This is a genomic window from Streptomyces desertarenae (assembly GCF_042681365.1).
Lineage (GTDB): Bacteria > Actinomycetota > Actinomycetes > Streptomycetales > Streptomycetaceae > Streptomyces > Streptomyces desertarenae.
This window is the reverse complement of the sequence record NZ_JBHUFU010000001.1, coordinates 359,764-384,240: the sequence shown is the minus strand read 5'-3', so window position 1 is coordinate 384,240 and position 24,477 is coordinate 359,764. Positions and strand designations below refer to the sequence as shown.

Sequence of the window (24,477 nt, the reverse complement as noted above, 5' to 3'; positions counted from 1 at the left end):
CCGCGGGCTCCATGCCCGCGGGGCCGTTCCGCCTGCGGTGCCGGGGCACCGGAGGCGGGTGCCTACCGGGCGCGCCGGCGCCCCGGGCGGCACAGCAGCACGAAGCTCGCGCCCGCCAGCAGGACGGTGCCCAGCTGCACCGCGGCCATGGGCACGGCCGTGTCCTCGCCCGCGACGCCCACCAGCGGGGAGGCGAGGGCCCCGATGAGGAACTGGGAGGCGCCCAGCAGCGCGGAGGCGGAGCCGGCCGCGCGCGAGGCGCGCATCAGCCCCTCGGAGTTGGCGTTGGGCAGCACCAGCGCCATGGCCGACATCAGCACGAACAGCGCGGCCGAGACCGGGACCAGGCCTACCGGGCCGAGGACGCCGGAGGTCATCAGCAGCAGCGCGACGGACGCCAGCAGGATCAGGGCCAGGCCGACGGCGATGACCCGGTCCAGGGAGACCCGGCCCACCAGGAGCTTGCCGTTGACCTGCCCGGCGGCCACCAGCCCGATGGAGTTGACCATGAACAGCAGGCTGAAGGTCTGCGGCGAGGCCCCGTAGATCTCCTGGACGACGAACGACGAGGCGGAGACGTACGCGAACAGCGCACCGAAGGCGAAGCTGCCCACCAGCAGGTAGCCGGTGAACACCCGGTCGGCCAGGAGCCCGCGCGCGGTGCGCAGCGCCTCACCGACCCCGCCGGCGTGCCGGTCCCCGGGAGCCAGGGTCTCGGGCAGGCAGCGGGCGGTGACCACGGTGGTGATCAGGCCGAAGCCCGCCAGGACGAGGAAGACGCCGCGCCAGTCGGTGAACCGCAGCACCTGCCCGCCCAGCACGGGCGCCAGGATCGGGGCGAGGCCGGAGATCAGCATCAGGGTGGAGAAGAAGCGGGCCATGGCCAGCCCGTCGAACATGTCGCGGACGACCGCGCGGGCGATCACGATGGCCGCCGCCCCGGCCAGCCCCTGGGCGAGGCGGAACGCGGTCAGGCTGTGGACGCCCGGGGCGAGGGCGCAGGCGATGCTGGCCAGGACGTAGCCCGCCATGCCGATCAGCAGCGGGCGGCGGCGGCCGAACCGGTCGCTCATCGGCCCGACGACGATCTGCCCGACGGCCAGGCCGAGCAGGCAGGCCGTCAGGGTGAGCTGCACCTCGGCGGCCGGGCTGCCGTAGGCGGTGGCGATGTCGGGCAGCGCCGGGAGGTACATGTCCATCGACAGCGCGGGCAGGGCGGTGAGGCTGCCGAGGATGAGGACGGTCAGCAGCCCGGCGCGGCCGGCGCGGCCGGCGGGGGGCGCCGCCTCGGGCGCGCCGCCGGCTGCGGGGGCGTCGGGGGCGGGAGGGACGGGCAGTTGTTGGGGGATCTCGCGTTCGGCGGCGGCCGGGGACGGGCCGGGGTCGGACATGCACCTCTCCATCAGGTCGTGGAAGCCGTCCAATCATCCCAGGTTTTCCGTCCCCGGCGCACCGCCTCCGGCGCAATACCGCTCACACCGGGACGAGACCTCCGCCGGGGGCCCGGCCGGCTCAGGCGGGCAGCAGGCCCGGCTCGCCCGCCTGCGAGACGAAGGAGGCCGCCGTGGTGATCGGCGCGCCCGGGGTCGTCACCGCCGGAACGGTCCGGTAGTCGGCCCGCAGCTTCTCGGCGTCCAGGCCGAGCAGGACGTACCCGCGCTGCCCGTTGTAGTACTTCATGTGCGGGTTGGCGGTCATCAGCGTCTGCCAGTTGCCGGGCTTCGCCGCACCGTTCCGTCCGCTGCTGACGGAGGTGGTGACGACCTCCACGCCGGCGGTGCGGGAGCCGGGGTCGTCGAAGTCCCGCTTGATGTCGAACCCGTAGTGGACGTGGACGTCGCCGGTGAGGACGACCAGGTTGTCGATCCCGGCCGACTCCGCGCCCGCCAGCACCCGCTCCCGGGCGGCCGGGTAGCCGTCCCAGGCGTCCATCGACAGCGGCCAGGGGCCCTCGACGCGGTTGCGGCGGCGGGAGAAGGTGACCTGCTGCGGGACCACGTTCCACACCGCCTGCGACCGGCGCCAGCCGTCGATCAGCCAGCGCTCCTGGGAGGCGCCCAGCATCGTCCGCGAGGGGGCCTCGGACTCGGGCGTGGGGAGCTTCCAGCCGTCGCCGCTGGCCTGGTTGTCCCGGTACTGGCGGGTGTCGAGGACGTCGAACTGCGCCAGGCGCCCGTAGTGCAGCCGCCGGTAGAGCCTCAGGTCGGGGCCCTGGGGGCGCTGGGGCCGGCGCAGCGGCATGTTCTCGTAGTACGCGCGGTAGGCCGCGGCCCGGCGGATCAGGAACTCCTCCGGCGGTACGCCGTTCTCCGGGATGCCGTTGGCGTAGTTGTTCTCCGTCTCGTGGTCGTCCCAGGTGACGATCCACGGGTGGGCGGCGTGGGCGGCCGCGAGGTCGGCGTCGGACTTGTACAGGGAGTACCGCAGCCGGTAGTCCTCCAGCGTCACCGTCTCCCGGTTGAACAGGTCGGGCAGGGTGCGGTCGGTGTAGTTGCGGTCCCCTCCGACGGCGGAGACGGGGTACTCGTACAGGTAGTCGCCGAGGTGGAAGACGGCGTCGAGGCCCTCCTCGCGGGCCAGGTGCCCGAGCGCGGTGTAGTAGCCGTCGTGGTACGACTGGCAGGAGACCAGGCCGAAGCGGAGCCCGCCCGGCATGGAGCCGGGCGCGGGGGCGGTGCGGGTGCGTCCGGCGGGGCTGGTCCAGCGGCCCACGCGGAACCGGTAGTGGTAGTCGCGGCCCGGCGCCAGGCCGCCGGCCTCGACGTGCACGGCGTGGTGGAACTCCGGGTGCGCGAGGAGCTGCCCGCGCCGGACGACGCGGCGGAAGCGCTCGTCGTGGGCGATCTCCCAGCGGACGGCGACCGGCCGGGCGGGGAGCCCGCTGTCCGCCTCGTACGGCCTGGTGGCCAGCCGGGTCCACAGCACCACGGAGTCCGGCCGGGGGTCGCCGGAGGCGACGCCCAGGGCGAAGGGGTCCTCGCCGATCCGGGCGGGGTCCAGGGCGGGCGCGGCGTGGGCCGCGGTGGGCAGGTTGGTGCCCAGGGCCAGGGCCGCGGCGGCGCCGGAGACGGTCAGGAAGCGGCGGCGGTTCAGGTGGCGGGCGGCGGCTCTCAGTTCGGCGGTGGCGCTCGTGGAGTGCGTCATGCAGGTGATTGCAGCCCCCGGGGGCGGCGGCACGGCGGCGAGATGTTGGCGCGTACATGGCGCTTCCATGGCGGGCGGGTGACGCCGGGCGGACGGCCGGTGGCGCCCGCCCTCCCCCCGGGGGGCGCGGAACAACCGCCGCCGGGGCGGAGTTGACCGGGCATGACCGAGACGAGAGACGGGGGCGCCGCCCCGGAAGTCCTGCGCTACACGGCCTTCTCCTCCGACCCGGACGGCGGCAACCCGGCCGGCGTCGTGCTGGACGCGGACGGCCTGGACGAGGCGGCGATGCTCGCCGTCGCCGCCGAGGTCGGCTACTCGGAGACGGCCTTCGTCACCGCCCCGCCCGCCGGCCTCGGCGCCCCGCCCGGGCGCGGCTTCGGCATCCGCTACTTCAGCCCGCTGGCCGAGGTGCCGTTCTGCGGGCACGCCACGGTGGCGGCCGCCGTCGCGCTGGCCGAGCGGACCGGACCGGGCGAGCTGGTCTTCGCCGCCCCGGCCGGCACCGTGCCCGTCACCGTCGACCGGGCGTCCGACGGCACCCGGCGCGCCACCCTCACCAGCGTCGAGCCCCACGTGGCGGACGTCGGCCGGGAGGACGTGGCCGAGGCCCTGGCGGCGCTCGGCTGGGCGCACGGCGAACTGGACCCGGAGCTGCCGCCGCGCATCGCCTACGCCGGGGCCCGGCACCTCGTCCTGGCCGCCGCCACGCGCGGGCGGCTGGCGGCGCTGGAGTACGACGTCGAACGGCTGAAGGCGTTCATGCTCCGCCGGGACCTGACCACCCTCCAGCTGGTGTGGCGGGAGTCGGAGACGGTCTTCCACGTCCGCGACCCGTTCCCGGTGGGAGGAGTCGTGGAGGATCCCGCCACGGGGGCGGCAGCGGCGGCGCTGGGCGGGTATCTTCGCGCCCTGGGCCTGGTCGCCGCACCGGCGCGGCTCACCCTCCACCAGGGGCACGACATGGGGCGCCCCGGTCTGCTGGAGGTCGGGCTGCACGCGGACGACCCGCGCGTGCGGGTGTCGGGGGCCGCGGCCCGCATCGGGTGAGCCGCGCGGCGCCGCGGAACGGACGCGGGGCGCGCCCGGCCCGCGGGAGCCGCGAGGGAAGGGACGGGCGATGAGCGACACGGACGGGGCGGCGGGGGCGGGCTTCGCCGCCTACCAGAGCGAGATCTACCTGAACGGCCTGGAGGGGCGGCTCCCGCCGTTCACCACCGACCCCACCGCCCTGGAGGACGCCGCCCGCGGGCGGCTGGAGCCGGGGCCGTTCGGGTACGTGGCCGGAGCGGCCGGCTCCGGGTCGACGGCGCGCGCCAACCGGGAGGCGTTCGACCGGTGGCGGATCGTCCCGCGCATGCTGCGCGACGCCACCGTCCGCGATCTGCGCACCACCGTGCTGGGCACCGGGATGCCCGCCCCCGTCCTGCTGGCGCCCGTGGGCGTGCAGTCCGTCGTCCACCCCGACGGCGAGCTCGCCACCGCGCGGGCGGCGGCCTCCCTGGGCGTGCCCGCGGTGCTGTCCACCGCCTCCTCCCACACCCTGGAGGACGTCGCGGAGGCGAGCGGCGACGGGCCGCGCTGGTTCCAGCTCTACTGGCCCGACGACGACGAGGTCTGCGCCGGCATCCTGGAGCGGGCGCGGGCGACGGGCCACACCACCCTCGTGGTCACCCTGGACACCTGGACGCTGGGCTGGCGCCCCCACGACCTGGACCTGTCCTACCTGCCGTTCATCCGGGGCGTCGGCACCGCCATCCCCTTCTCCGACCCGGCGTTCCGGGCCCAGCTGGCCAGGCCCCCGGAGGAGGACCCGGTCTCCGCGGTGCTGCGCTGGGTGCAGATGTTCACGGGGACGGACCGGTCCTGGGAGCGGCTGCCGTTCCTGCGCGAGAGGTGGGACGGGCCGATCGTGCTCAAGGGCGTCCTGCACCCGGACGACGCCCGGCGCGCGGCGGCCGCCGGCATGGACGGCGTGGTGGTCTCCAACCACGGCGGGCGCCAGGTGGACGGCGCGGTGGCCGCCCTGGACGTGCTGCCGGAGATCGCCGCGGCCGTCGGCGACCGGATCGAGGTCCTGTTCGACTCGGGGGTGCGCACCGGCTCGGACGTCCTCAAGGCGCTGGCGCTGGGCGCGCGGGCCGTGCTGGTCGGCCGCCCGTACGTCTACGGCCTGGCGCTGGGCGGCGAGGACGGCGTGCGGCACGTGCTGCGCGGCCTGCTCGCGGACCTGGACCTGACGCTGGGCCTGACGGGCCACCGCTCCCCGGCGGAGCTGTCGCCGGAGGTGCTGCGGCAGGCGTGAGGCCGCCCCCGCCGCCCGGCCCGCCGCCGCTCAGGCGGTCCGGGCGGCGAGGGCGGCGAGGGCGGCGGGCAGCTCGGACAGGGAGCGGATGACGCCGATCCCCTCGCCGGGCGCGCCCGCCCGCGCGCCTTGCCGGCCGGTGTCCCCGCGGTCGAGCCAGTACGCGTGCAGCCCCGCGTCGCGCGCCCCCACCGCGTCGACCGCGTGGTCGTTGCCGACGTAGGCCACCTCGTGCGGCTCCAGGCCCAGCAGGGCGCACCCGGCGAGGAAGATGCCCGGCGCGGGCTTGGCCTCGCCGTGCTCCACCGAGCAGACCAGCGCGTCGCCGAAGTACGCCAGCAGGCCGATGGCCGCCAGCTTCTTCCGCTGGTGCGGCAGTGAGGAGTTGGAGACCACGCCGAGGCGGTAGCGGGGCGCGAACTCGGTGAGGACGGCCGCCGCGCCGTCCAGGGCCCTGCGCGCGGCGTCCCGGTGGGCCGTGTACCCGGCGAACCAGGCGCCGGCCTCCTCGTCGGACATGCCGTCCGCCCCCGGCTGCCCGGCGCGGGCCAGGAACCGCCGCACCCGGGCGCGCCGGTGACCGGCGAAGGTGGTCTCGCCGGCGGTGTAGCGGGCGTACTCGGCCCGGGTGACCTCCCGCCAGAGCCGGACGGCCGCGGCGGGGTCGGTGAAGCGGTCCAGCAGGCCCTCGGCCCCGAGGTGGGCCAGCAGCCCGGCCTCGTCCGAGCCCGAGTAGTCGAACAGCGTGTCGTCGACGTCGAACAGCACCCCGCGGACCGTCATCGAACCGCTCCCTCCCCGCTCTCCCCGACCGAACGGGCCCGGCGGGCTCCACCGGGCCCCGACGCCCGCGAGCATCGCACGCGGCGCCGGGCCGGTGAAGGGCGCCCTTCGGTCACTCTCCGGCGTACTCGCCGGGCCCCCCGGCCCGCTCCGCCTCCTCGGCGGCGTCGGCGTCGGCCTTCGTGCGGTGCACGGTGCCGTGCGGGTGCTCGGGCGGGGCGTAGAGGGAGTAGAGCTTCAGCGGCTCCTCTCCGGTGTTGACGACGTTGTGCCAGGTCCCGGCGGGGACGAGCACCACCCAGTCGTCCACGACCTCCCGGTCGAAGGTGAGCCGGTCCTTCTCCGCGCCCATCAGCACCCGGCCCCGGCCCGCCTCCACGCGCAGGAACTGGTCGCGGTCGATGTGCATCTCCAGGCCGATCTCGCCGCCCGGCTCGATGCTCATCACCGTCAGCTGGAGGCTGGTGCCGGTCCACAGGGTGGTGCGGAAGCGGTCGTTGGTGAGGGTGGCCTGCTCGATGTCGAGCACGTGGGGGCGCGGCCCGTGATCCTTGAACGCCTCGGAGCTCATGCGGTGGTCCTTCCGTCGCGTACCGGCATTATCGGTACCGACCCCCGCCGGGACGGCGGCCGACATTCCGTCCGCTCCGTCCGGCCCGCCCCGCCTCAGGCGGTGCCCGCGGACAGCAGGAGGCGGGCGATGCGGTCGGGGTCGTCGGACATGGGCGAGTGCCCGCAGCCGCGCAGCCGGACGAGGCGGATCCCCGGCAGGAGCCGGGCCGCGCGGCGGGCCTGGTGGCGGGGGGTCAGGACATCGCGGGTGCCCCAGGCGACCGTGACGGGGACGGCCGGTGTGAAGCCGGCGAGCCGGTAGGCGCGGGCCGCCCGGCGGGTGGCCGCGAAACCGGGCGAGCGGGCCAGGTCGCGCAGGGCGCGGTCGGCCGCCTCCGCCGTCATCCGCCGGGGGCGCGCGACCAGCTGCCAGAACGCGAGCGTGCGACCCAGCGGGCTGCCGGCCACCCGCGCCGTGCGGGGACCGAGGGCCTCCGCCACCGTGCGCGCGACCCGGAGCGAGCCGAGGGCGTAGGCGGCCTCGGGACCGGTCCACAGGCCGATCGGGGACAGGGCGACGGCGCTGCCGACCGCGCCGGTCCGAACGAGTTCGAGAGCGACGGCCCCGCCGAGCGAATTGCCCACGACGGGCGGGCGTGTGAGGCCGGCCGCGGGGAACCACGCGGCGACCTCGGCGGCCAGCGCCCGGACGGTGGGGGTGCGGCCGTCCGGCAGCGGCGGACTGCCACCGAATCCGGGCAGGTCGACCGCCACGACCTCGCGCTCACGGGCCAGCAGATCGATGACGGGCGCCCAGCCCTCCCGGTCCAGCTGCCGGATCACGACCAGGACCGGCCCCGCGCCGCGGCGGCTGCCGGCCAGTTCGATATCCGACATATATGCATCATACGGTCGCACCCGGTGGCCACACGAGTCGGTCGGGCCACCCGCGCGACGGGGCCCCGGCGCGGGCGCGGCGCCCCTGCCCCACGGGTCGGCAACGACGGCCTGCGAAAACTGCCCGGTTCCGGTAGTGATCACGGCGCGCGCAGCGGCGAGGATCCTCCCATCGACGGCATGACCACGGAGGTACACGCCCATGAGGCCGACCCGCGCCACTCTGCTCGTCGCGGCCACCGCCCTGGCCCCGGCCCTGCTCCTCACCGCCCCGGCGTTCGCCGCCGACCCGACGGCCGCACCGACGACCGCGACGGCCACGACGACCGCGCCCGAGAAGCCGGTGGACGAGATGTCGGAGGAGGAACTCCGCATCGCGATCCTGCGGATCCTGGCGGACGAGGACTCCGGCAGGGGAGTCACCCGGGAGGCCAACGAGGCCCTCGACGGCACCGCGGAGGACATGCGGGAGTTCCTCAGGACCGGCTACCGCCTCGCCCAGGCCGAGGACGACCGCGTCGCCATCTTCCGCATCCTGCACCTGGCGAACCAGAACGGCGACAAGGCAGTCATCCGCGAGGTCAACGAAACCCTCGACGACGGCAGCCCCGAAGCCCTGCGCGCCTTCCTGGAGACCGGCTACCGCCTCGCCCAGGCCGAGGACGACCGCGTCGCCATCTTCCGCATCCTGCACCTGGCGACCCAGAACGGCGACAAGGCAGTCATCCGCGAAGCCAACGAAACCCTCGACGACGGCAGCCCCGAAGCCCTGCGCGCCTTCCTGGAGACCGGCTACCGCCTCGCCCAGGCCGAGGACGACCGCGTCGCCGTCTTCCGCATCCTGGCGGACCCGACCATCAGCGACGCCCTCCGCAAGGCCGCGGAGGAGGTCATCGACGGCACGCCGGAGGAACTGCGGTACTTCCTGGAGACCGGGCGGTACGAGGTGGACGCCTGACCCCGCGGTCCCGGCCGGGACCGCATCGGGCGGGCCAAGCCCGCCCCCGCTCCCCGGGCGGGGACGGGGACGGGCAGGGGTGGCACCGGTCACCGCCATCGGCTCGTTCCCGTCGCCGCCTCCCCACCTCCCCTCTCCGCCGTGGGCGGTCGCCGGTCGGACGCGGCTCCGGCGCCGTCCGGGACGGTGACGGGCACCGCGCCGGGGACGGCCGGGGCGATCCCCGCGGAGCCGGCCACGGCTCCGATGCCGAGCACGTTCGCAGCGGCGAGAACGACACCGGCCACGAGGCCGTCCGGCTCCGGCAGGCGGAGGAGGCGGCGGGCGTTCATCCGCCCGCCTCCCGGATCGCGTCCAGGGCGGTGGTCCACTCCACGCCGCCCCCGACGGGGGCCAGCCACGCCACCGGCGGGCCGCCGCCCGGCCGGAGCACCGGCCCCGTCCACGCCCGGCAGCCGTCCGGCTCGGGGCAGACCGCCCGCAGGACGCCGGTGCGCCCGGTGGCAGTGTCCAGCACGGTCCGCCCGAGCAGCGGGTGCTCCCGGTGCCCCAGCCCGACCTCCCGCCCGGCCCTCACGGCGCGCTCCGCAGATCGCCGACCTCGGCCCACCAGCGCGGCTCGCGGCGGCCCTCGGGGCGCAGCAGAGCCCGCGCCGGGCGGCCCGCCCCTTCGGTGTAGACCTTCCCGGCGGCATCCCGCAGGAGCAGGACCACGCCGACCCGGCCCGCGCCGGCGTCCAGGACACGTAGGCCGATCGCCGGCCAGGGGGACGCTCCGAAGGGCTCGGGGCCGCCTGTGGTCGTGGTCATCGTCGCTGCCATCGCCTCGTTCCGGATACCTGGGAGTCGGCTGCCGTCCCCCGCTCCCCCGGCGGGCCCACGGCTCCCGTCTCGCCCAGTCAACGGCCGGGCGCGGCAGGGGTTAAGGAAAACCCGGGGCCCGGTGGACCGTCCCCGACCGGAAATTTCCCCTCATCGGCTCTACGCGACGGCGTCGCGTGGTTACCGTGAGTCAGTGCAGAGGAACCAGGACCTCAGAAGTCGCATGCTCGAAGCGGGCCTCACCCAGACCGAGTTGGCCGAGGCCGTCAACGCCCATCTGCGCGCCGACGGGTACGAGGGGACCGTCAGCGATCGGACGGTGCGCAACTGGCTGGCCGGAAAGACGATTTGGCCGCATGCTCGGCAGAGGCAGGCTTTAGAAGCGGTGTTCGGTTGCGCCGTCGAGGAGTTGGGCTTCACACCCCCGGCGGGCGGATGCGGCACCGCGCCCTCACCGGAGCAGGAGGAGCCCGTGCGACGCCGTCACTTCCTCACCGCCACCACCGGGACGACCGCGGGGGCCGTCCCCCTGGTCGCCGCCGCCCGGCCCTCGTCCGTCGGCACCTCCGACGTGATCCGGCTCCGCGAAGGGCTGGAGGCCCTGACCACTCTGGACCAGTCCCGGGGCGGCCACGAGAGCCTGGAGCGCGCGGCGCTGTCCGGCGCCGCCCTGGCGCTGAGGATGCAGGAGCGGGCGGCCTCCCAGCGCGTGAGGCAACGCCTGTTCGGCGTGGCGGCCGACTACACCGCAGCCGCCGCCTGGTCCGCGATCGACGCCCACCGCTCCAACCAGGCACATCAGCACTTGGACCGGGCTCTGTACCTGGCTCGGATGGCCAGGGACTCCGTCACAGAGCTGAGTGTGTGGAATGCGCATGCCTTGCTGGCCCGCCAACGCCGGAACTACGCACAGGCCGTGACCGCCGCGTACGCCGCACAGGCCACCACCGCCGCCCGCCGCGACCCGTTGTTCGCCTCGCTCGCCCACGCCCGCACTGCGGTCAGCCATTCCTACCTCGGTGACCGCCAGGCAGCCCTGCGCTCCCTCGGTCATGCCGAAGAGGCTCTTGCCAAGGCCGACCTGCGGGCGCCTCGACCGAGTTGGGTCGCGTTCTACGGGCCTGCCGAGCTGAGTGCTCTCACCGCCGTCGTCCACGACCGCATCGGCGACCCAGCCAAGGCCGAGGCCGCCTCCCACATAGCGCTGTCCACCATCCCCAGCCGATTCCGCCGCAACCGGGCCATGGCCACGCTGCGACTCGCCATGGCCCAGCTCCACCAGCGCGACATCGAACAGGCCTGCGCGACCACCGAGACCGCGTTCCAGTTGATGGAGGGCACTCCCCTCCCCGGCCGGATGCGTTCCCGCCTCGGCGACTTCCACCGCGACCTGATCACCATCGCCCCCGACTCCGCCGCCGCGCGGGAGTGGGCCGACCGCCACCGCACCGAATGGACCCTCGCATGACGATCGCCGCCGGCCTGGATCTGCGCCACTACACCCACGACGACCTGCCGGAGATCCGGCAGACCCTCCTGGACGTGCACGCCGACGCCTACGCGGACCGGCTGGACGATCCGTTCGTCCAGCGCTTCCCCTGGTTCGTGGACCACTGGGGCGGCAATCCCGGCTTCTCCTGCCTGATCGGCTACGACGACGGCGAGCCGGTGGGCTACGCCTACGGCGCACCGGCCACGCCCGGCCGCGAGTGGTGGCGGGAGTTCCTGGACCCGGCCCCCGAGGCGTCCCGCACGTTCTCCCTCTCGGAGCTGATGGTGCGCCCGCGCTGGCGCAAGACCGGCGCCTCCCGCCTGCTGCACCACGGGCTGCTGGCACGTCGCGACGAGGACCTGGCCGTCCTCTCCGTGGACGTCAGGCGCCCCAAGGTGCAGGCCCTGTACGAGTCCTGGGGCTACCGGAAGGTCGGCGAGCGGCAGCCCTTCGCCGACTCCCCGCTCTTCGCCGTCATGCTCACCGAACTGCCGCTGCCCGACTGATCCTCCCGTGCGGCGCGGGCCCGTACGGCGCGCACGACGCCCGATCCGCCGGGGCCGGCATGACGCCGCCCGCGGCGGGACATCCATCACCTCGACACCACACCGCACACCGCGGGACCCGGCCGGACCCCGCGTCCGGCACACGCAGCAGACGAGGCAGGGCCACATGAACAATCCCTTACCCCCGAAGGTCGCCGTCGTCGGCGGCACACGCGGCATCGGCGCCGCGATCACCTCCACGTTCGTGACCGCCGGGGCGGACGTCCTGCTGACCGGGCGCAGCGTTCCGGAGCACGTGCTGGAGGCCCTCCGGGGAGCCGGGCGCCGTGCCGGTCAGACCGTGGAGGGGCTGGCCCTCGACGTCACCGAGCGCGACTTCGCCCAGCGGCTGGCCGAGTCCGCCCGGACCTCGCTCGGCGGCCTGGACGTGCTGTGCCTCAACGCCGGCGTCTTCCCCAACAAGCCGCTGGCGGACATGACGCACGCCGACGTACGCGAGGTCTTCGCCACCAACGTGGAGAGCCAGATACTCGCCGTCGCCGCGTGCGTGCCGCTGCTGCGGGAGTCCGGGCGCGGCCGGATCGTGCTGACGTCCTCGATCACCGGCCCGCTCACCGGGTTTCCGGGCTGGAGCCACTACGGCGCGAGCAAGGCCGCACAGTTGGGCTTCATGCGGACGGCCGCGCTGGAACTCGCCCCGTACGGCATCACCGTGAACGCGGTGGCTCCCGGCAACGTGCTGACCGAAGGCCTGCAGGAGCTGGGAGAGGCCTACCTCGCCCAGATGGCCGCGACCGTCCCCCTGGGCCGCCTCGCCCGGCCGCAGGAGATCGCCGACGTGGTGGAGTTCCTCGCCGGTGAGCGGGCGTCGTTCATCACGGGGCAGGTCGTCACCGTCGACGGCGGCCAGACCCTGCCCGAGTCACCGGAGGCGGTGCTGCCGACCGGTACGGACGCCCCGTCCTGACCTGCGGTGGCGGCAGACGAGCCGTGCTGTACGCCGGGTTCTCCAAAAGCACCCTTCTGAGCTGCGGCTTTGCGAAGCGAACCGGCTGTGACCCGCTAGGACGGGTTGCAGAGGCGATCGGAGGCAGTCAGAGGAAATCGCTCTGATTCGACCCCGGATCGGCCCAGGTCGCTCGGAGGCAGCCAGAGGCATCCCCTCCGTCCCTGCCCTCTGAGCGGCCCGGGAAGTCCGGAGCCGGACAGGCCGACGACTCGGGCTCCTTCCCGGTCCCCCCGACCGAGCCGCGACGGGGATGCCTGCCTCCACCGGAGCCAGGCACACGAAAGCCTCCAGGACAGCCATCCCGGAGGCTCTTCGCTGGCACCGATTGGAGGTCGGTTCCGGACACCACCCGTGGTTTCGCGGGCCCAGGTGACGTCCATGTCTTTCGCGAGACGACCCCAGAATGCCATACGACGTACCCCCATTCGCAGCGCTCACAGAAGGCTTCGCGTTCAGGGAAACCCCATCCGGAGGCGGCCAGAGGCAGTCACACCATTCCCCTGGGACTCGCCCATCTCCCACCGACCGCTGCCGACCTGGTCCTCCTCGGGGACCTCACTGGTCGCTACGCCATCGGCAGCTACAGCAAGCTCGGCCATGACGGAGAGGTCGTTCGCCGTGGTGACCGACAAGGCGTGTCTGAGCACGGGCACCGCGTCACTGCCGCCATCGCCTGCCACGTCACACGTTATGGAGGGACTCTTGATCAGCTCATACAGCTGCTCATGCACCCGGACCACGAGGGCGGGAGGCATCCGCAGTACGTAGCGCAACGCTCGGGCCAGGCTCGCGCCCTGTCGAACATCCGTCGGGTCAGGGACAGCACCTGTGTAGGGGTCAGTAGCACGGTACCGGTCGAATCACGCGAGCAGTCCCCACCACAGCGGTTTCCGCTCATCCGCCGAGGTCGGCTGCGCCAACCACGCTACAGCGGCGGCACTCGAGCACGGTCGGCGAGACCGGCTCCGTCCCACGCCAGACCTTTTGACGTATCTGATCACTGCTGTTCGCTGTCGGCTCCACCTCCACCCCTGCCGGTGCGGCACTACGACCGGGGTCGTCAGCCTCAGGTCATGGGGAGGCACCTGTGCAGGATCCCCCAGCACGCCTCCCCCTCAGCGGAGCCCCACGAAGTCCCGATCGTTGGGCAGTCAGCGACGGCATGCGTTAGCCACCCTGTTGCACAGGAACAAAGCCACTACCCCCAGTACGGGCATCGTCTCCAAACACGCATGCGAAGACGACCCCAGAGGGCGACCGCCACGGGGCGCGATGCGGCAATGCCGGTCCACCCGCACGTTGTGATCCTCGGTCGCCCCGGAGGGCGACCGCCACGCCGTGCGGCCGAAGCGGACCGCGAGACGACCGAAGCGTTGCGATCCTTGGTCGCCCCGGAGGGCGACCGCCACTGCGCCAGGCCCGCACTGGTCAGCGTGGGGCTCGAATAGTTGCGATCCTCGGTCGCCCCGGAGGGCGACCGCCACTCGGCCACCCGGCCCAGCATGCTGTAGATGCCGTCGATGTTGCGATCCTCGGTCGCCCCGGAGGGCGACCGCCACAGATCCCGCACCGGCAGGCCAGCCACCCTCCAGGGGTTGCGATCCTCGGTCGCCCCGGAGGGCGACCGCCACAGCCGGGGCCTGAGATCCACCTTCACCCACGAGAAGGTTGCGATCCTCGGTCGCCCCGGAGGGCGACCGCCACGGCGCCCCCACCGCGAGCCTGTCGGCCTGGTCGGAGTTGCGATCCTCGGTCGCCCCGGAGGACGACCGCCACCAGCGCGTGCGCCTCGCCCTCCGACGCGGCGAACAGGTTGCGATCCTCGGTCGCCCCGGAGGGCGACCGCCACCGTGAGCAGACCGGACTGCCCGGGGAGGGGCTGAGGGGTTGCGATCCTCGGTCGCCCCGGAGGGCGACCGCCACTAGTCGGCAGCAAGATGGGCGGCGTACAGCAGCACGTTGCGATCCTCGGTCGCCCCGGAGGGCGACCGCCACCTGCTACGGCGCGCGGGCCGTGCCCGGGTGAGGCGTGGTTGCGATCCTCGGTCGCCCCGGAGGGCGACCGCCACACGAGGTGCCCCACACCGCACGTCAGGAGCACAGATGTTGCGATCCTCGGTCGCCCCGGAGGGCGACCGCCACGCCGCGGGGCCTGCACCGTGGCGGCGATCGTGCGGAGGTTGCGATCCTCGGTCGCCCCGGAGGGCGACCGCCACCGGCACCCTCGCGTGGCAGTTCCCGGCCGGGGTGGTGTTGCGATCCTCGGTCGCCCCGGAGGGCGACCGCCACAGCGCGCGAGTGGGTGGGTGGGTGGGAGCACATAGGTTGCGATCCTCGGTCGCCCCGGAGGGCGACCGCCACCGTCCTCCCGCGCGCGGGCACACGCGGCGCCGGGTGGTTGCGATCCTCGGTCGCCCCGGAGGGCGACCGCCACCGGCGCGGATCCGGGTCTCGGCGTGCTCGGCCAGGGCGTTGCGATCCTCGGTCGCCCCGGAGGGCGACCGCCACCGCTCTCGCCGCCGCCCTCACCGCGTGCGGAAGCGGCGTTGCGATCCTCGGTCGCCCCGGAGGGCGACCGCCACCACCGGGAGCGTATCCACCTGGGCGGCCACCCGGGCGGGTTGCGATCCTCGGTCGCCCCGGAGGGCGACCGCCACATCCCAGAGCGGCCGACGACAGACCGCGACACGCCGTTGCGATCCTCGGTCGCCCCGGAGGGCGACCGCCACCCGGCCGCCCCGGGCCACCCGAATCCCCTCAAGAGGTTGCGATCCTCGGTCGCCCCGGAGGGCGACCGCCACCGGCATGGACCGCGACAACCGCCACCAGGCGTCCATGTTGCGATCCTCGGTCGCCCCGGAGGGCGACCGCCACGGTGTCTGAGCAGCGGAAACAGCCTACCGCTCACTCCTGCGTGGGTGAGCAGAGGGCATCAGAGACACTGAATACGGACATTCGGCTTCGGTGCGATCCGCGTGTCCCGTGTGTGCTTCCGGTTCCAAAGCTGGCGTGCGTGGGGAACATTCATCCGCCCGTCGGCCGTGTAGCGGATGTCATGGTTCGTCAAAGTACGAGGTCTCCATGATGGGGTTGGATCTGTGCGATGCCGAGAGTCTGAACGTGGTTGAAGCCGTCGGCAGGCAGCCGGTACAGCCGGATGCTGTCGGTGTCGGTGTCGATGATCTGGTCGAGGTCATGGAGGAGTTTGAGAAGCGTCTTCTCATCAGCGATGATTTCGAAAACGGATTTCTGGACCCGTAGGCCATGACCTTCACAGAGTTTTGCGACGCGGCGAAGGCGGCGTCGGCCGGCTGGGCTGGTGGTGTCGACGTCGTAGGTCAGCAGCAGGTCCATCAGGCGGCAGTCCATGGGAGGTAGCCGGGGAGTTCGCCTCTGAGGTGGCGGGCGAGGATGCGGGCCTGGATGACTGGGAGGAGGCCGGCGGGCACTTCCCGGCCGGCGAGGGGATGGTCCCAGGTCTGGGTCTTCCATTCCTGCCAGGCTCCGATCAGTTCTTTGCGGCCGTCCTCGGTGAGGCTCACGGCGCCGCCGCTGAGGTGGTTGAAGTGGTTGGCCCGCAGTTGCCGGCGGTTGAACTGGGTGAGGGCGAAGCGGTCGGCGAGAACTGGGCGGAATTCCTCCATCAGGTCCAGGGCGAGGGCTGGTTTGCCGGGGCGGAGGCCATGGAGGAATCCGAGGTACGGGTCGAGACCGACTTGTTCGAGGGCTCCGTGGACGAGGCTGCGGAGGAGACCGTAGGTAAAGGAGAGGGCCGCGTTGACGGGGTCGGTGGGCGGGCGTCGATTGCGGTGGGTGAAGGGCGGCAGGTCGGTGGCAGGGCTCAGGATGTGGGGAAGGGCAGCGAAGTAGGTCCGGGCCGCCTGGCCTTCTGTGCCCATGACGACGTCGATGGATTCTGCAGCACCGAGTTTGTCGATAGCCGTGGCAAGGGCTTCGGCGGCGTTGCGGATGTGTTCTCGGCGGGTGGATGTGGCGTCGCGGGCAGCTCGGAGCAGGATCCATCGGCTGTTGCGGATCTTGCCGGCCACGATGTTCCGGGCGATGCCGAGGCGTACGTCGGTGTCGTCATGGCGTTGGTGCTGCGCGTGCCGGAGAAGGACGTTGCCGTGGACTGCACCGTCGAGGCGGGCCAGGTAACGGCCGCCTCTGCTCATCCAGGTGACGGGCCGCTTGTCCTGTGCGCAGCGGGTGATGAGTTCCGTGGAGAGGTTGATGTGTCCGTAGACGACGATGCCGTTGAGTCGTCGCAGGGGCAGCGTGCGGCGTCCGGGGGTGTCGGGGAGGTGGATGCGGAGGGTGTCCTGGTCCAGTCGCAGGTCGGTGCCCTGGGTCTGGACGTAGAGAGTGTTGAGGAGTTCGGTGGTCACTCGTCGTCGTCCTGGATGTCGTCGATGAGGTACAGGTTGTGCAGGGCCTGCTGGTAGCGGTGGGTGCCTGCGAGGAGTTTCGGCATGCAGTCAGCGGCCATGGAGCAGCGCCGGCAGCGGCTGTCGGCGGCGGGGGGCGGGAGCGTGTGGTTGTGGCTCAGGAGGTTGCGGATGGCGCTCGTCGCGTCGAGGACGCGGGTGCGGAGGGCTTCGCTGACGGTGACGGTGTGGCGTCGCCGGTCGGTGCCGGAGTAGATGGCTGCTGTGATGACTGGTTGCTTGAACATGTACTCCAGGCACATGGCCTGGGCTGCGACCTGAACGTCGGCGGGGCCTCCGGGGTGGTAACGGCCCGATTTGTGTTCGACGGGGAGGATGGTGCCGTCCGCGTGCAGTTCGACGGTGTCGCAGATTCCGGTCAGTCCATGGCCGTCGTGCCAGACGGGCAGGGCGTGGAGGGTGCGCACGGTGCCACGGCCGCGGTTCCCGGGGGTGTCGACGCGCTGGTGGAGAAGAGTGCCGCGCACAGTGGCCGTGTCGTCGGTGAAGGAGTCCTCAAGGAGGATCAGCCCGCACTGGCGTGGGCAGTAGGTGTAGTGCTCCAGGGCAGAGAGGGAGACCTGGGCCGGGTCTCCTTCTCTGCCCTGGCTGGATGTGACGGTCATCCGATCAGAGCGGTGAGCGAGACACCCTCGGGCAGGTCGGCCTGGTGGACGTCCACCTGGTAGTCGCTGAAGGCGCGGGCGGTGGCGTCGCCGGGTCCCTTGACGGTGACGCGGTCGAGGAGCTGGCGGGCGGGGGCCCTGCCGAACTTGTCGTCGTGAGTGAAGACGTACAGGCCTCGGAGGTTGAGTTCGCCGCGGGCCGCGGCGCGGTCATGGTCGAACATGAGGGTGAAGGCGCGCCAGAACATGGCGAGGTCGTCGCTGGTGACGCCGGTGCGGCTGGCGAGGGGTGCGCTGAAGTGGCCCTCGCCGCGGTAGAGACCGTAGGGGACGATGTGCTTGGAACCCATCTCGGTGGTCTTCTTCTCCAGGTCTTCGCTCTTGGTGGGGGCAACGCGGGTGATACCGAACTCAAGAGGGGTGATCGGGTCCACCGAGCGGGAAAAGGTGAGCTGGATGGGGCCGCGGACGCGGCCGGCCTGGCGGTTTTTCTGCCCGGTCGTCATGACGGCGCCGAACATTCGGACGTCGAAAAAGGTCCGGCACATCCACTGCTGTGCGTCGAGCTGACTGGCCTCGGAGCCGGCGGCGTCGGCCGCGTAGGCGCGTTCGTGCTGGCTGTTGAGGGCGATGCCGGCCTCAACGTAGATGTCGTAGCCGGGCTTTTTTTCCTCCTCGTTGAGGAGGGCGACGGTGTTACGGATCTTCCGTTTGAGGGCGACATCGGTGATCAGGCCCTGTCCCGAGACGGGATCGGTGCGGGGCATGCCGCCGGCGTCCGGGTCACCGTTGGGGTTGCTGTCGCGGGCTTCGAGGAGGAAGACGAAGTCCATCTTGCGGTTCGGGTCAAGGTGCGGGCTGGTCATGGCGTTCTCCGTAAGGGGTGCGAGCCGGCTTTTCGGGATTGCTGCCTGCCGCTATTGCGGTGCGGGCCGAGAGTGGAAGCGGGTGACGAAACGCGGTGCCCGGGCGGGGCTGTCAGCCAGCCTCGGCGGCGCCGTGGACGGTCTGGTCCTTGTTCTTCTTGTGTGCGGCCTTGGCTGCGAAGTCCGCGGCGCGCTGCTGTTCGTAGCCGAGGACGAACTTGGCCTGCTGCTCGGTCGTGAGGAGGGCGGGGATGCCGTCGTGGGGGTCGAAGGCGGCGAACGCCTCGGCCAGCCTCCTGCTGAGCACGTTGTAGGCGGCCCCGTTGTCGCGGCGCAGCCGTTTGAGGTGGGCGTTGGCGCCCAACCGCAGGGTTTTGAACACGGCGGCCGGTGCGGTCATGGCCGTGCCGAAGAACTTGTCGCCGATGGTGGCTTTCACGTCCGGCAGCGCCGCGTACTGGATGGCTTCGAGGACGGCGAAGACGCGCCCGCACAGGTATCCGGGGTCGAGTTGGGTGGGATCGAGGCGGTCAGCGGGGGCGGTCACCTGGTGGTCCTTCCGGTTCGGGTGGAGCGCGAGGCGCAGCAGGGCAATGCGCGGGGCATCGACGCGCCGGTCCGCGCGGATGCGCTGCAGGAGGTGGGGCAGGAGGCGGGCGGGGACCGGGGCGCGGGTCAGAGCCGCGTGCAGGAGTTCCTGCTCCAGGCCCTTGGGAGTGCTGCCGGGGGCGTACTTGTTCGCCTTGGCGTCCCAGCGGCCCGCGGCGAGGGCGAGGCGCCACAGCGGGAAGTAGCGGTAGCTGTGGTTCCAGCCGTCGTAGACGCGGTGGTGGTCGAACCAGGCACCGAGGTGGTTGCGGAGCCGTCCGACCGGGATGTCCAGCCAGTCCAGGACGACGGCGCGGGCGTTGTTGAGGCCCAGGGTCAGCGCGTAGTAGGCGCTGGGGTCGATCCGCTCGGCGGTGGCCGGGTCGGGGTGCTCGCGCAGCGATGTGAGGAGCCGGGCCACCGCGGCGTCGGTGGGGGTGTCCAGCGCGCCGAAGAGGTCGTCGACCGGCTCTCGCGTCCACCACACGGTAACCGAGTCGGTGGCGCGCCGACGGTTCGTGTCGCTGGCGAGCAGCAGGTTCAAGGCGGCCATGGCCCGCCCGCCGCACCGCTCGCACACGGGTGTGTTGACCAGTTGCAGGGCGCCGCTGCGTCCCTGCGCGGAGGCGTTGATGCTGACGAGCTGGGCATCGCGGCCCCGGCCGGCGGTGGGGATGGCGCCCGCTTTGATGCTCTCGGGGATGGTGCTGAGCAGCTCCCCGTCCTTGCCGCAGACCAGGCACAGACCAGCGGCGTTCTTGCCGGACTTCCGGGACCGCACGCCAGCCGCCCACGCATCCCGGACGCTGGGCAGCAGGTGCAGCCAGGTGTTGTCGTGCGCCATCAGGGCGATGTTGTCGGCGGCCGTCATCTCCTGCGGTGCCTTGAGCCGGTGCAGGACACCCGTGGTGACGAACGTCCGCACCGCCGTGGCGTACGGGTCGTCCGGTGCCGCATTCGCCCACGCCAGCAGGAGGTCGGCGTAGGCGTCGCGCCGGCGCCGGCTTTCCTCGACGGCGCGTTCGGTCACCGGTTTGCCCGGGGCCTGCTTGGGCAGGGCGAGGACGTACTGGGCCGTGTCCACCATCAGGTACGGCGGCGGCATCGTCCCGGACCGGTAGGCGTACGGGGCGGTCGTCTCCAGCGGCTTGTCGCCCTTGGCCGGGCGCCGGTCCACGAAGCCGGCCGCGGTTCCGTCCGCGTTGAGCTGCAGGATCCACTGGATCCGTTTGGGCCGGTAGTACGGCGGCGGCAGCTCGCCGTCCGCCTCGGCTCGCGCCGCGTACTCGGTCAGACGGTGCAGGAGCATCTCCAGCTCACCGCCCCGTACCGGGGCCGTCGGCACGCCAGGCGGACGAGACCGGCATGGCGACCTCGTCCGCGCCCAACGGGGCGACTGGCACCGGCATCACCCCCTGGTGCAACTGCGCGTGGAACCAGCGGTACTGCTCCCCGCCGGAGGCGGGGTAGACGATGGAGTGCAGCATGACGCCGAGTTCTTCGTCGCGGTCGATCGGCCGGGCGTCCGTCTGCGGTCCGAAGGAGGCGCTGAACTCCCGGCAGCCGAGATAGGGCTCGGAGAAGCAGGCCCCCTTGTCGACGCGCCGGCGGAGCTGATCGCGGTACTTTTGCTCGGGCACGTCCGTGGCGTGCGGAGCGCGCAGGATCTGCGCGCGAATCCGGTAGTGCACATCGCGCAGCAGCATGCTGTTGCGCTGGTCGCGGTCGTTTTCGACGTCGTAGCGGCGCCCGGGATTCTTGCGCAGCGCGGCGACCTCCGTGGCGCTGACCACGGATTTCACCTCATTACGCCGGATCTGCGTCCACTCGATCGGCTTCAGCACCTCGATCGCCGTGATGACGTACGCCATCTCCGGCTTCCAGAAGATCGCCTCCAGCACCCCCACCGCGGCCGACGGAGTCATCACCGGGTAGGAGACCCGCTCCACCTTCAGCTCGGGCCGGGTGAAGCAAGCCAGCGGCCCGGACACCTCCACCACCAGGTCGGGAAACATCCATCCCCCGTTGCCTCGGCGGCCGGCCGAGGCAGAAGCCGTACGCACGGCCATACGAAACTCCCCAAGTTGCTCACCCGACCCCCGAGTTGTTCGAGGGGCGTGGCGAGAGCGAAGAATAGGAACACGCACTGACAATGGCCCCTCACCAGCGGATTTCCGTACCACATGCTGCTGCCAGCCGGGGCGTTGAAGGGGGAGGAGCGCGGGAGGCCTCTCCGGGAGTGAGACCCTTCCCGCCCGCGCCACGTGCGCCTTGCGGGAGGGTCCCGTCGAGGCTGCTTCAGTCGGTCGCGAGCCAGAGCGTGAGCCTGATCCTCGCGATCACAACGACAACGAGTATGAGAATCCCGAAGGACAGAAACCCCGCATCTGTTGCTGGAGTGGTAAGCACGGTTCTGCTTCCTCCTCCCTTCATTGACTTCCAGTGGTATAGCTACGTCTGAGACTTGGGAATGCGACCGTAGGTGAAGCCGGTAGGACGGGAGGGCGGTTTCACCGCAGACGGCTCTGGGATACGACAAGAGACGTACCTGAGGTAGACGTGGTCCGGAGGCTGGTGCCTCCGGACCACGTGCTCGTTGATCGGTCGGACCAGCTAGACCACTTGGAACTCAATGTTGCGATCCTCAGCCCCACCACTGGTCAGGGGTCGGGGAGGCTGCTACAGGCCCGCATCAGGCCACCGGCCTATCGTGGCACGTCGGCGGCCGTCCTCAGCGGGGGAGTCACACCACGCCGTACGCGTCGAGATCCTCCGGCTCGGCGGGGTCCAGACCGCGCCGCTCGTGGTAGGCGCCGTGCCAGAGCAGCAGGTCGCCCGTCACCGGGGTTGCCAGTCCGCAGCGCAGCGCGGCGTCGGCTTCCCTCTTCGGCAGGGAGGCCGTGTGCTGCTGGAGACTGCGCAGCACCTCCGGGCCGCAAGGCCGGAAGGGATTCGTCAGCTGCGCGACAGCTTCTTCGATCTGCTCCCGGTCACGCTCGTTGCGGATGACGACCACCGGGACACTGTGCTGGTCTTCGACCATCCGGAACTCACGGTCCACCTGCGGGAAGTCAAGGGCGCACCGCAACTTCTGGATCTCCGCGCCCAGGCCGGACTCCGGACCCCCGCCCTGCTGGTAGGCGTAGCGCCGCCGATAGTAGTCGTGCAGCGCGTCCAGATCGTCCGGCGCGGCAAGCGGCTGCGGCCCGAAGAACTGCTCCCCTGCCTGCACCGCGGCCCGATACTCGGCGCTGCGCGGCCGACCGCCGTCTGCGGGGTCGAAGACGATCACGGTGCCGGAGGGCAAGCGTCCGTCGCGGTTGCAGCGGCCGGCCGCCTGCTGCAGGGACTCCGGAGGCGCCCACGCCCGGTACACCCGCGGGAAATCGACGTCCACGCCCGCCTCGATCAGGCTGGTCGACACCACCTGGACCGGCTCCCGACGGCCGAGCAGTTCACGGATTCTTGTGATCACCTCCCGGCGGTGGGCACCGGTCATCCGCGTCGACAGATGCAGCACCGCACCCTGGGCGGAGGCGGCTTCCAGGTAGCGGTGGAAGCGGGCTGCGTCCCGGGTGGTCCCGACCACCGTCAGCACCTGCGGGTGCGTCGCCGCCTCCCAGGCGATGCTCTCCAACGTGACGTCCTGCCCCGTTCGCCACGCGTACTCCACCCGCCGCAGAGAGTCGAACAGCGCCGCCGGATCATCAATGATCGCTTTCCGCTCCAGCCCCTTCCACGCCGACAGCTCCCAGAACGACGGTTGGGTCGCCGAGGCCAGCAGCACCGTGACCCCGAAGTGGTCCACCAGCCCCCGCAATCCGCTCAGAATCGGTGCGAGAAGACGGTCCGGCAGCGCCTGCACTTCATCGAGAACGATCACCGAGCCGGCCAGGTTGTGCAGACGCCGCATCTGCGACGGCCGGTGAGAGAACAGGGACTCGAACAGCCTGACCGTGGTAGTCACCACGAACGGCGCGTCCCAGTTCTCCGCCGCCAGCTTCGCCGTCCGGGCGCTCTGCCGCAACGCTTCGCGCTGCTCTTCGGCCAGTTCGCCGAGCGCAGTCCCCGCCACATCGAGGTCCACCGCACTGTGATGCTCCAGCACCACCGCCGGCCCACCGCGCGCGTCCTCGGGATCGAGCAGGTCCCGGTACACGGCCGCATTCTGCTCCGTGATCGAGATGAACGGCACCGCCAGAACGACACGCCGCTTGCCGTGCTGCGCCGCGTGCCGCAGCGCAAACCCACCCGCGGCCATGGTCTTCGCCCCACCGGTCGGCACCTGGAGCACGTACACCCCCGGCTCGCCCGTCGCCGCCGCGCACGCCCGCTCGTACACCGACTGCCGCAGAGCATCCACCGGTGAGGGCTCCCGCCCCGCCAGGTACCGCTTGCGCCGGGCCTCATAGCGCTCCACCAGCGCCGCCATGTCCACCGGCTCCCCCACCCGCGCCGCCGCACCGCCGAAGTGGGCGGACGTGTCGAGGTAGTCCGCGTCCACCACGCAGGAGAACAACATCCTCACCAGTAGGTCGAGCCCCAGCCGCTGCTCCCCCTTGGGCAAGCCGAGCAGCCAGCCGGGCAGGGCAATCCGCGACGAGCGGCGAATCTCCGGAACGACCTGCTCCACAACGCCGATCGCCTCCTGAACCCGCGCAGCCTCCGAACCACCGGGGCCACCCTTGTGCAACTCGTCCCGGAGCCGCTCCAGGTCCGGAAGCCCACCGTGATGCCCGAACACCACCGCCGCACAAGCCAACTGCGTATATCGCTCCGCCAACACCGTGCCGGCATGCTTGTGCGGAACCCCCACCCTTCCTTGGCCGCCCCGTGCCTCGACAGCCCTAAGCCCGTCCTGCCACGCACACGCCCCCTTGCCCACGTCGTGCACCAGGGCCAGATACTCCGCCAACTCGCCGGCTCCAAACGCCTCCCCGAAACGCCGCGCCAGCGCAGCCGAGCCGCGCAGATGGTCCTCCAACGTGTGCCGCACCCCCGAAACACCACTCAGGCTGTGCGCATACAACACGCCCCCCACACCCGCCACCGCCCCTTCTTCCTCCGTCACGTCGCGCGACGCTCTCCCGCACCGCACCCAGGCCAGGACCGTAACCGCCCCCTCGGACACCAGCCGACCAGCGTCCTGAACCAGCAGGCTCCACAATCCGTGGCCCGAACCGGGAGCCCCGTGCTCCAAAACCTCAAGTGGCCACACGACGTGCTGATCACACCGAAGCCGAACGCCCGCATTCAACAGCTCTGCCCCCGCTGCTCGCCTCCACGGCAATCAGAGATACGCTGTTTCGGCTGCTCAGGCAGTTGGCGGCCGTCCCCGGGGTTGGCCAAGCACCGCAACATCGCCCAGACCCGCGGCAACCTCTCGTACCCACATGCCCGTGTCCAGGGCAGGGGCCGTGGGGTGGCCCCCAAGCCGGGGCCGCGCTGGTGGTGGAGACGATCCGCAAGAGCGGTCTCGGTCGGACAATGCGTGTTTTCCAA

21 protein-coding genes and 1 CRISPR repeat array are annotated in these 24,477 nt (G+C 72.1%); of the genes, 6 read left to right on the top strand and 15 right to left on the bottom strand.

Annotated features, from left to right (window positions below):
* Positions 1-62 precede the first annotated feature (62 nt).
* Together ACFSJS_RS01680 and ACFSJS_RS01675 are read right to left on the bottom strand one after the other, a co-directional pair.
* Positions 63-1,391: a multidrug effflux MFS transporter gene (locus ACFSJS_RS01680; protein ID WP_380895863.1), complete on the bottom strand. Its 1,329-nt coding sequence runs from the start codon at positions 1,389-1,391 to the stop codon at positions 63-65.
* Positions 1,392-1,512: 121 nt separating this feature from the next.
* Positions 1,513-3,144, bottom strand: coding sequence for an alkaline phosphatase D family protein (locus ACFSJS_RS01675; RefSeq protein WP_380895861.1), 1,632 nt, complete (start codon positions 3,142-3,144; stop codon positions 1,513-1,515).
* A 162-nt stretch (positions 3,145-3,306) separates the two neighbouring features.
* On the opposite strand from ACFSJS_RS01675, the gene ACFSJS_RS01670 reads away from it, so the two are divergent.
* Together ACFSJS_RS01670 and ACFSJS_RS01665 are read left to right on the top strand one after the other, a co-directional pair.
* The gene (locus ACFSJS_RS01670; RefSeq protein ID WP_380895859.1) at positions 3,307-4,194 is read left to right on the top strand and encodes a PhzF family phenazine biosynthesis protein; all 888 of its coding nucleotides are present in this window, start codon (positions 3,307-3,309) and stop codon (positions 4,192-4,194) included.
* Positions 4,195-4,264: 70 nt separating this feature from the next.
* Positions 4,265-5,449: a lactate 2-monooxygenase gene (locus ACFSJS_RS01665; protein WP_380895857.1), complete on the top strand. Its 1,185-nt coding sequence runs from the start codon at positions 4,265-4,267 to the stop codon at positions 5,447-5,449.
* A 30-nt stretch (positions 5,450-5,479) separates the two neighbouring features.
* Here the strand turns inward: ACFSJS_RS01665 and ACFSJS_RS01660 are convergent, their stop codons facing one another.
* The 3 genes from ACFSJS_RS01660 to ACFSJS_RS01650 all read right to left on the bottom strand — a co-directional run bounded on the left by ACFSJS_RS01660 (position 5,480) and on the right by ACFSJS_RS01650 (position 7,681).
* The gene (locus ACFSJS_RS01660; RefSeq protein WP_380895855.1) at positions 5,480-6,232 is read right to left on the bottom strand and encodes an HAD family hydrolase; all 753 of its coding nucleotides are present in this window, start codon (positions 6,230-6,232) and stop codon (positions 5,480-5,482) included.
* A 112-nt stretch (positions 6,233-6,344) separates the two neighbouring features.
* Complete coding sequence (locus tag ACFSJS_RS01655) at positions 6,345-6,803, bottom strand: cupin domain-containing protein (RefSeq protein WP_380895853.1); 459 nt, start codon at positions 6,801-6,803, stop codon at positions 6,345-6,347.
* Positions 6,804-6,898: 95 nt separating this feature from the next.
* On the bottom strand, positions 6,899-7,681 hold the full coding sequence (locus ACFSJS_RS01650) for an alpha/beta fold hydrolase (RefSeq protein WP_380895852.1): 783 nt from the start codon (positions 7,679-7,681) through the stop codon (positions 6,899-6,901).
* Positions 7,682-7,883: 202 nt separating this feature from the next.
* On the opposite strand from ACFSJS_RS01650, the gene ACFSJS_RS01645 reads away from it, so the two are divergent.
* Complete coding sequence (locus tag ACFSJS_RS01645; RefSeq protein ID WP_380895850.1) at positions 7,884-8,639, top strand: ALF repeat-containing protein; 756 nt, start codon at positions 7,884-7,886, stop codon at positions 8,637-8,639.
* Positions 8,640-8,967: 328 nt separating this feature from the next.
* Here the strand turns inward: ACFSJS_RS01645 and ACFSJS_RS01640 are convergent, their stop codons facing one another.
* Together ACFSJS_RS01640 and ACFSJS_RS01635 are read right to left on the bottom strand one after the other, a co-directional pair.
* Positions 8,968-9,216, bottom strand: coding sequence for a hypothetical protein (locus tag ACFSJS_RS01640; protein WP_380895848.1), 249 nt, complete (start codon positions 9,214-9,216; stop codon positions 8,968-8,970).
* Positions 9,213-9,449 carry a hypothetical protein gene (locus ACFSJS_RS01635; RefSeq protein ID WP_380895846.1) on the bottom strand — a complete coding sequence of 79 codons (237 nt, stop codon included), beginning with the start codon at positions 9,447-9,449 and terminating at the stop codon, positions 9,213-9,215. Before ACFSJS_RS01635 ends, ACFSJS_RS01640 begins: the two co-directional genes overlap by 4 nt.
* A gap of 235 nt (positions 9,450-9,684) precedes the next feature.
* On the opposite strand from ACFSJS_RS01635, the gene ACFSJS_RS01630 reads away from it, so the two are divergent.
* The 3 genes from ACFSJS_RS01630 (at position 9,685) to ACFSJS_RS01620 (ending at position 12,426) form a co-directional block, all read left to right on the top strand.
* On the top strand, positions 9,685-10,929 hold the full coding sequence (locus ACFSJS_RS01630) for an XRE family transcriptional regulator (protein ID WP_380895844.1): 1,245 nt from the start codon (positions 9,685-9,687) through the stop codon (positions 10,927-10,929).
* Positions 10,926-11,459, top strand: coding sequence for a GNAT family N-acetyltransferase (locus ACFSJS_RS01625; protein WP_380895842.1), 534 nt, complete (start codon positions 10,926-10,928; stop codon positions 11,457-11,459). Before ACFSJS_RS01630 ends, ACFSJS_RS01625 begins: the two co-directional genes overlap by 4 nt.
* Positions 11,460-11,625: 166 nt before the next feature.
* Positions 11,626-12,426 carry an SDR family NAD(P)-dependent oxidoreductase gene (locus ACFSJS_RS01620; protein WP_380895840.1) on the top strand — a complete coding sequence of 267 codons (801 nt, stop codon included), beginning with the start codon at positions 11,626-11,628 and terminating at the stop codon, positions 12,424-12,426.
* 494 nt (positions 12,427-12,920) lie between these two features.
* Here the strand turns inward: ACFSJS_RS01620 and ACFSJS_RS01615 are convergent, their stop codons facing one another.
* The 8 genes from ACFSJS_RS01615 to ACFSJS_RS01580 form a co-directional block, all read right to left on the bottom strand.
* Positions 12,921-13,199, bottom strand: coding sequence for a hypothetical protein (locus ACFSJS_RS01615; RefSeq protein WP_380895838.1), 279 nt, complete (start codon positions 13,197-13,199; stop codon positions 12,921-12,923).
* 567 nt (positions 13,200-13,766) lie between these two features.
* A CRISPR array of direct repeats spans positions 13,767-15,342; the repeat unit is 37 nt; unit sequence GTTGCGATCCTCGGTCGCCCCGGAGGGCGACCGCCAC.
* 189 nt (positions 15,343-15,531) lie between these two features.
* Positions 15,532-15,822, bottom strand: a complete 291-nt coding sequence (cas2, locus tag ACFSJS_RS01610; RefSeq protein WP_380895836.1) for a CRISPR-associated endonuclease Cas2 — start codon at positions 15,820-15,822, stop codon at positions 15,532-15,534.
* Complete coding sequence (gene cas1c / locus ACFSJS_RS01605) at positions 15,822-16,856, bottom strand: type I-C CRISPR-associated endonuclease Cas1c (RefSeq protein ID WP_380895834.1); 1,035 nt, start codon at positions 16,854-16,856, stop codon at positions 15,822-15,824. Before cas1c ends, cas2 begins: the two co-directional genes overlap by 1 nt.
* Complete coding sequence (cas4, locus tag ACFSJS_RS01600) at positions 16,853-17,521, bottom strand: CRISPR-associated protein Cas4 (RefSeq protein WP_380895833.1); 669 nt, start codon at positions 17,519-17,521, stop codon at positions 16,853-16,855. Before cas4 ends, cas1c begins: the two co-directional genes overlap by 4 nt.
* A complete protein-coding gene (gene cas7c, locus ACFSJS_RS01595; RefSeq protein ID WP_380895831.1) occupies positions 17,518-18,387 on the bottom strand; it encodes a type I-C CRISPR-associated protein Cas7/Csd2 in 870 nt (289 codons plus the stop codon). Before cas7c ends, cas4 begins: the two co-directional genes overlap by 4 nt.
* 112 nt (positions 18,388-18,499) lie before the next feature.
* A complete protein-coding gene (gene cas8c / locus ACFSJS_RS01590; RefSeq protein ID WP_380895829.1) occupies positions 18,500-20,284 on the bottom strand; it encodes a type I-C CRISPR-associated protein Cas8c/Csd1 in 1,785 nt (594 codons plus the stop codon).
* 7 nt (positions 20,285-20,291) lie between these two features.
* Complete coding sequence (gene cas5c, locus ACFSJS_RS01585) at positions 20,292-20,990, bottom strand: type I-C CRISPR-associated protein Cas5c (protein WP_380895827.1); 699 nt, start codon at positions 20,988-20,990, stop codon at positions 20,292-20,294.
* A 728-nt stretch (positions 20,991-21,718) separates the two neighbouring features.
* Entirely contained in the window at positions 21,719-24,046 is a 2,328-nt protein-coding gene (locus ACFSJS_RS01580) for a CRISPR-associated endonuclease Cas3'' (protein WP_380895826.1), read from the bottom strand.
* Positions 24,047-24,477 lie beyond the last annotated feature (431 nt).

Coding starts and splice junctions, on each gene's coding strand:
- ACFSJS_RS01650 (WP_380895852.1), bottom strand. CDS start 7,681: ATGTCGGATATCGAACTGGCCGGCAGCCGCCGCGGCGCGGGGCCGGTC.
- ACFSJS_RS01655 (WP_380895853.1), bottom strand. CDS start 6,803: ATGAGCTCCGAGGCGTTCAAGGATCACGGGCCGCGCCCCCACGTGCTC.
- ACFSJS_RS01675 (WP_380895861.1), bottom strand. CDS start 3,144: ATGACGCACTCCACGAGCGCCACCGCCGAACTGAGAGCCGCCGCCCGC.
- ACFSJS_RS01620 (WP_380895840.1), top strand. CDS start 11,626: ATGAACAATCCCTTACCCCCGAAGGTCGCCGTCGTCGGCGGCACACGC.
- ACFSJS_RS01680 (WP_380895863.1), bottom strand. CDS start 1,391: ATGTCCGACCCCGGCCCGTCCCCGGCCGCCGCCGAACGCGAGATCCCC.
- cas2 (WP_380895836.1), bottom strand. CDS start 15,822: ATGGACCTGCTGCTGACCTACGACGTCGACACCACCAGCCCAGCCGGC.
- cas8c (WP_380895829.1), bottom strand. CDS start 20,284: ATGCTCCTGCACCGTCTGACCGAGTACGCGGCGCGAGCCGAGGCGGAC.
- ACFSJS_RS01660 (WP_380895855.1), bottom strand. CDS start 6,232: ATGACGGTCCGCGGGGTGCTGTTCGACGTCGACGACACGCTGTTCGAC.
- cas4 (WP_380895833.1), bottom strand. CDS start 17,521: ATGACCGTCACATCCAGCCAGGGCAGAGAAGGAGACCCGGCCCAGGTC.
- cas7c (WP_380895831.1), bottom strand. CDS start 18,387: ATGACCAGCCCGCACCTTGACCCGAACCGCAAGATGGACTTCGTCTTC.
- ACFSJS_RS01645 (WP_380895850.1), top strand. CDS start 7,884: ATGAGGCCGACCCGCGCCACTCTGCTCGTCGCGGCCACCGCCCTGGCC.
- ACFSJS_RS01625 (WP_380895842.1), top strand. CDS start 10,926: ATGACGATCGCCGCCGGCCTGGATCTGCGCCACTACACCCACGACGAC.
- ACFSJS_RS01670 (WP_380895859.1), top strand. CDS start 3,307: ATGACCGAGACGAGAGACGGGGGCGCCGCCCCGGAAGTCCTGCGCTAC.
- ACFSJS_RS01665 (WP_380895857.1), top strand. CDS start 4,265: ATGAGCGACACGGACGGGGCGGCGGGGGCGGGCTTCGCCGCCTACCAG.
- ACFSJS_RS01635 (WP_380895846.1), bottom strand. CDS start 9,449: ATGACCACGACCACAGGCGGCCCCGAGCCCTTCGGAGCGTCCCCCTGG.
- cas5c (WP_380895827.1), bottom strand. CDS start 20,990: ATGTTTCCCGACCTGGTGGTGGAGGTGTCCGGGCCGCTGGCTTGCTTC.
- ACFSJS_RS01630 (WP_380895844.1), top strand. CDS start 9,685: ATGCTCGAAGCGGGCCTCACCCAGACCGAGTTGGCCGAGGCCGTCAAC.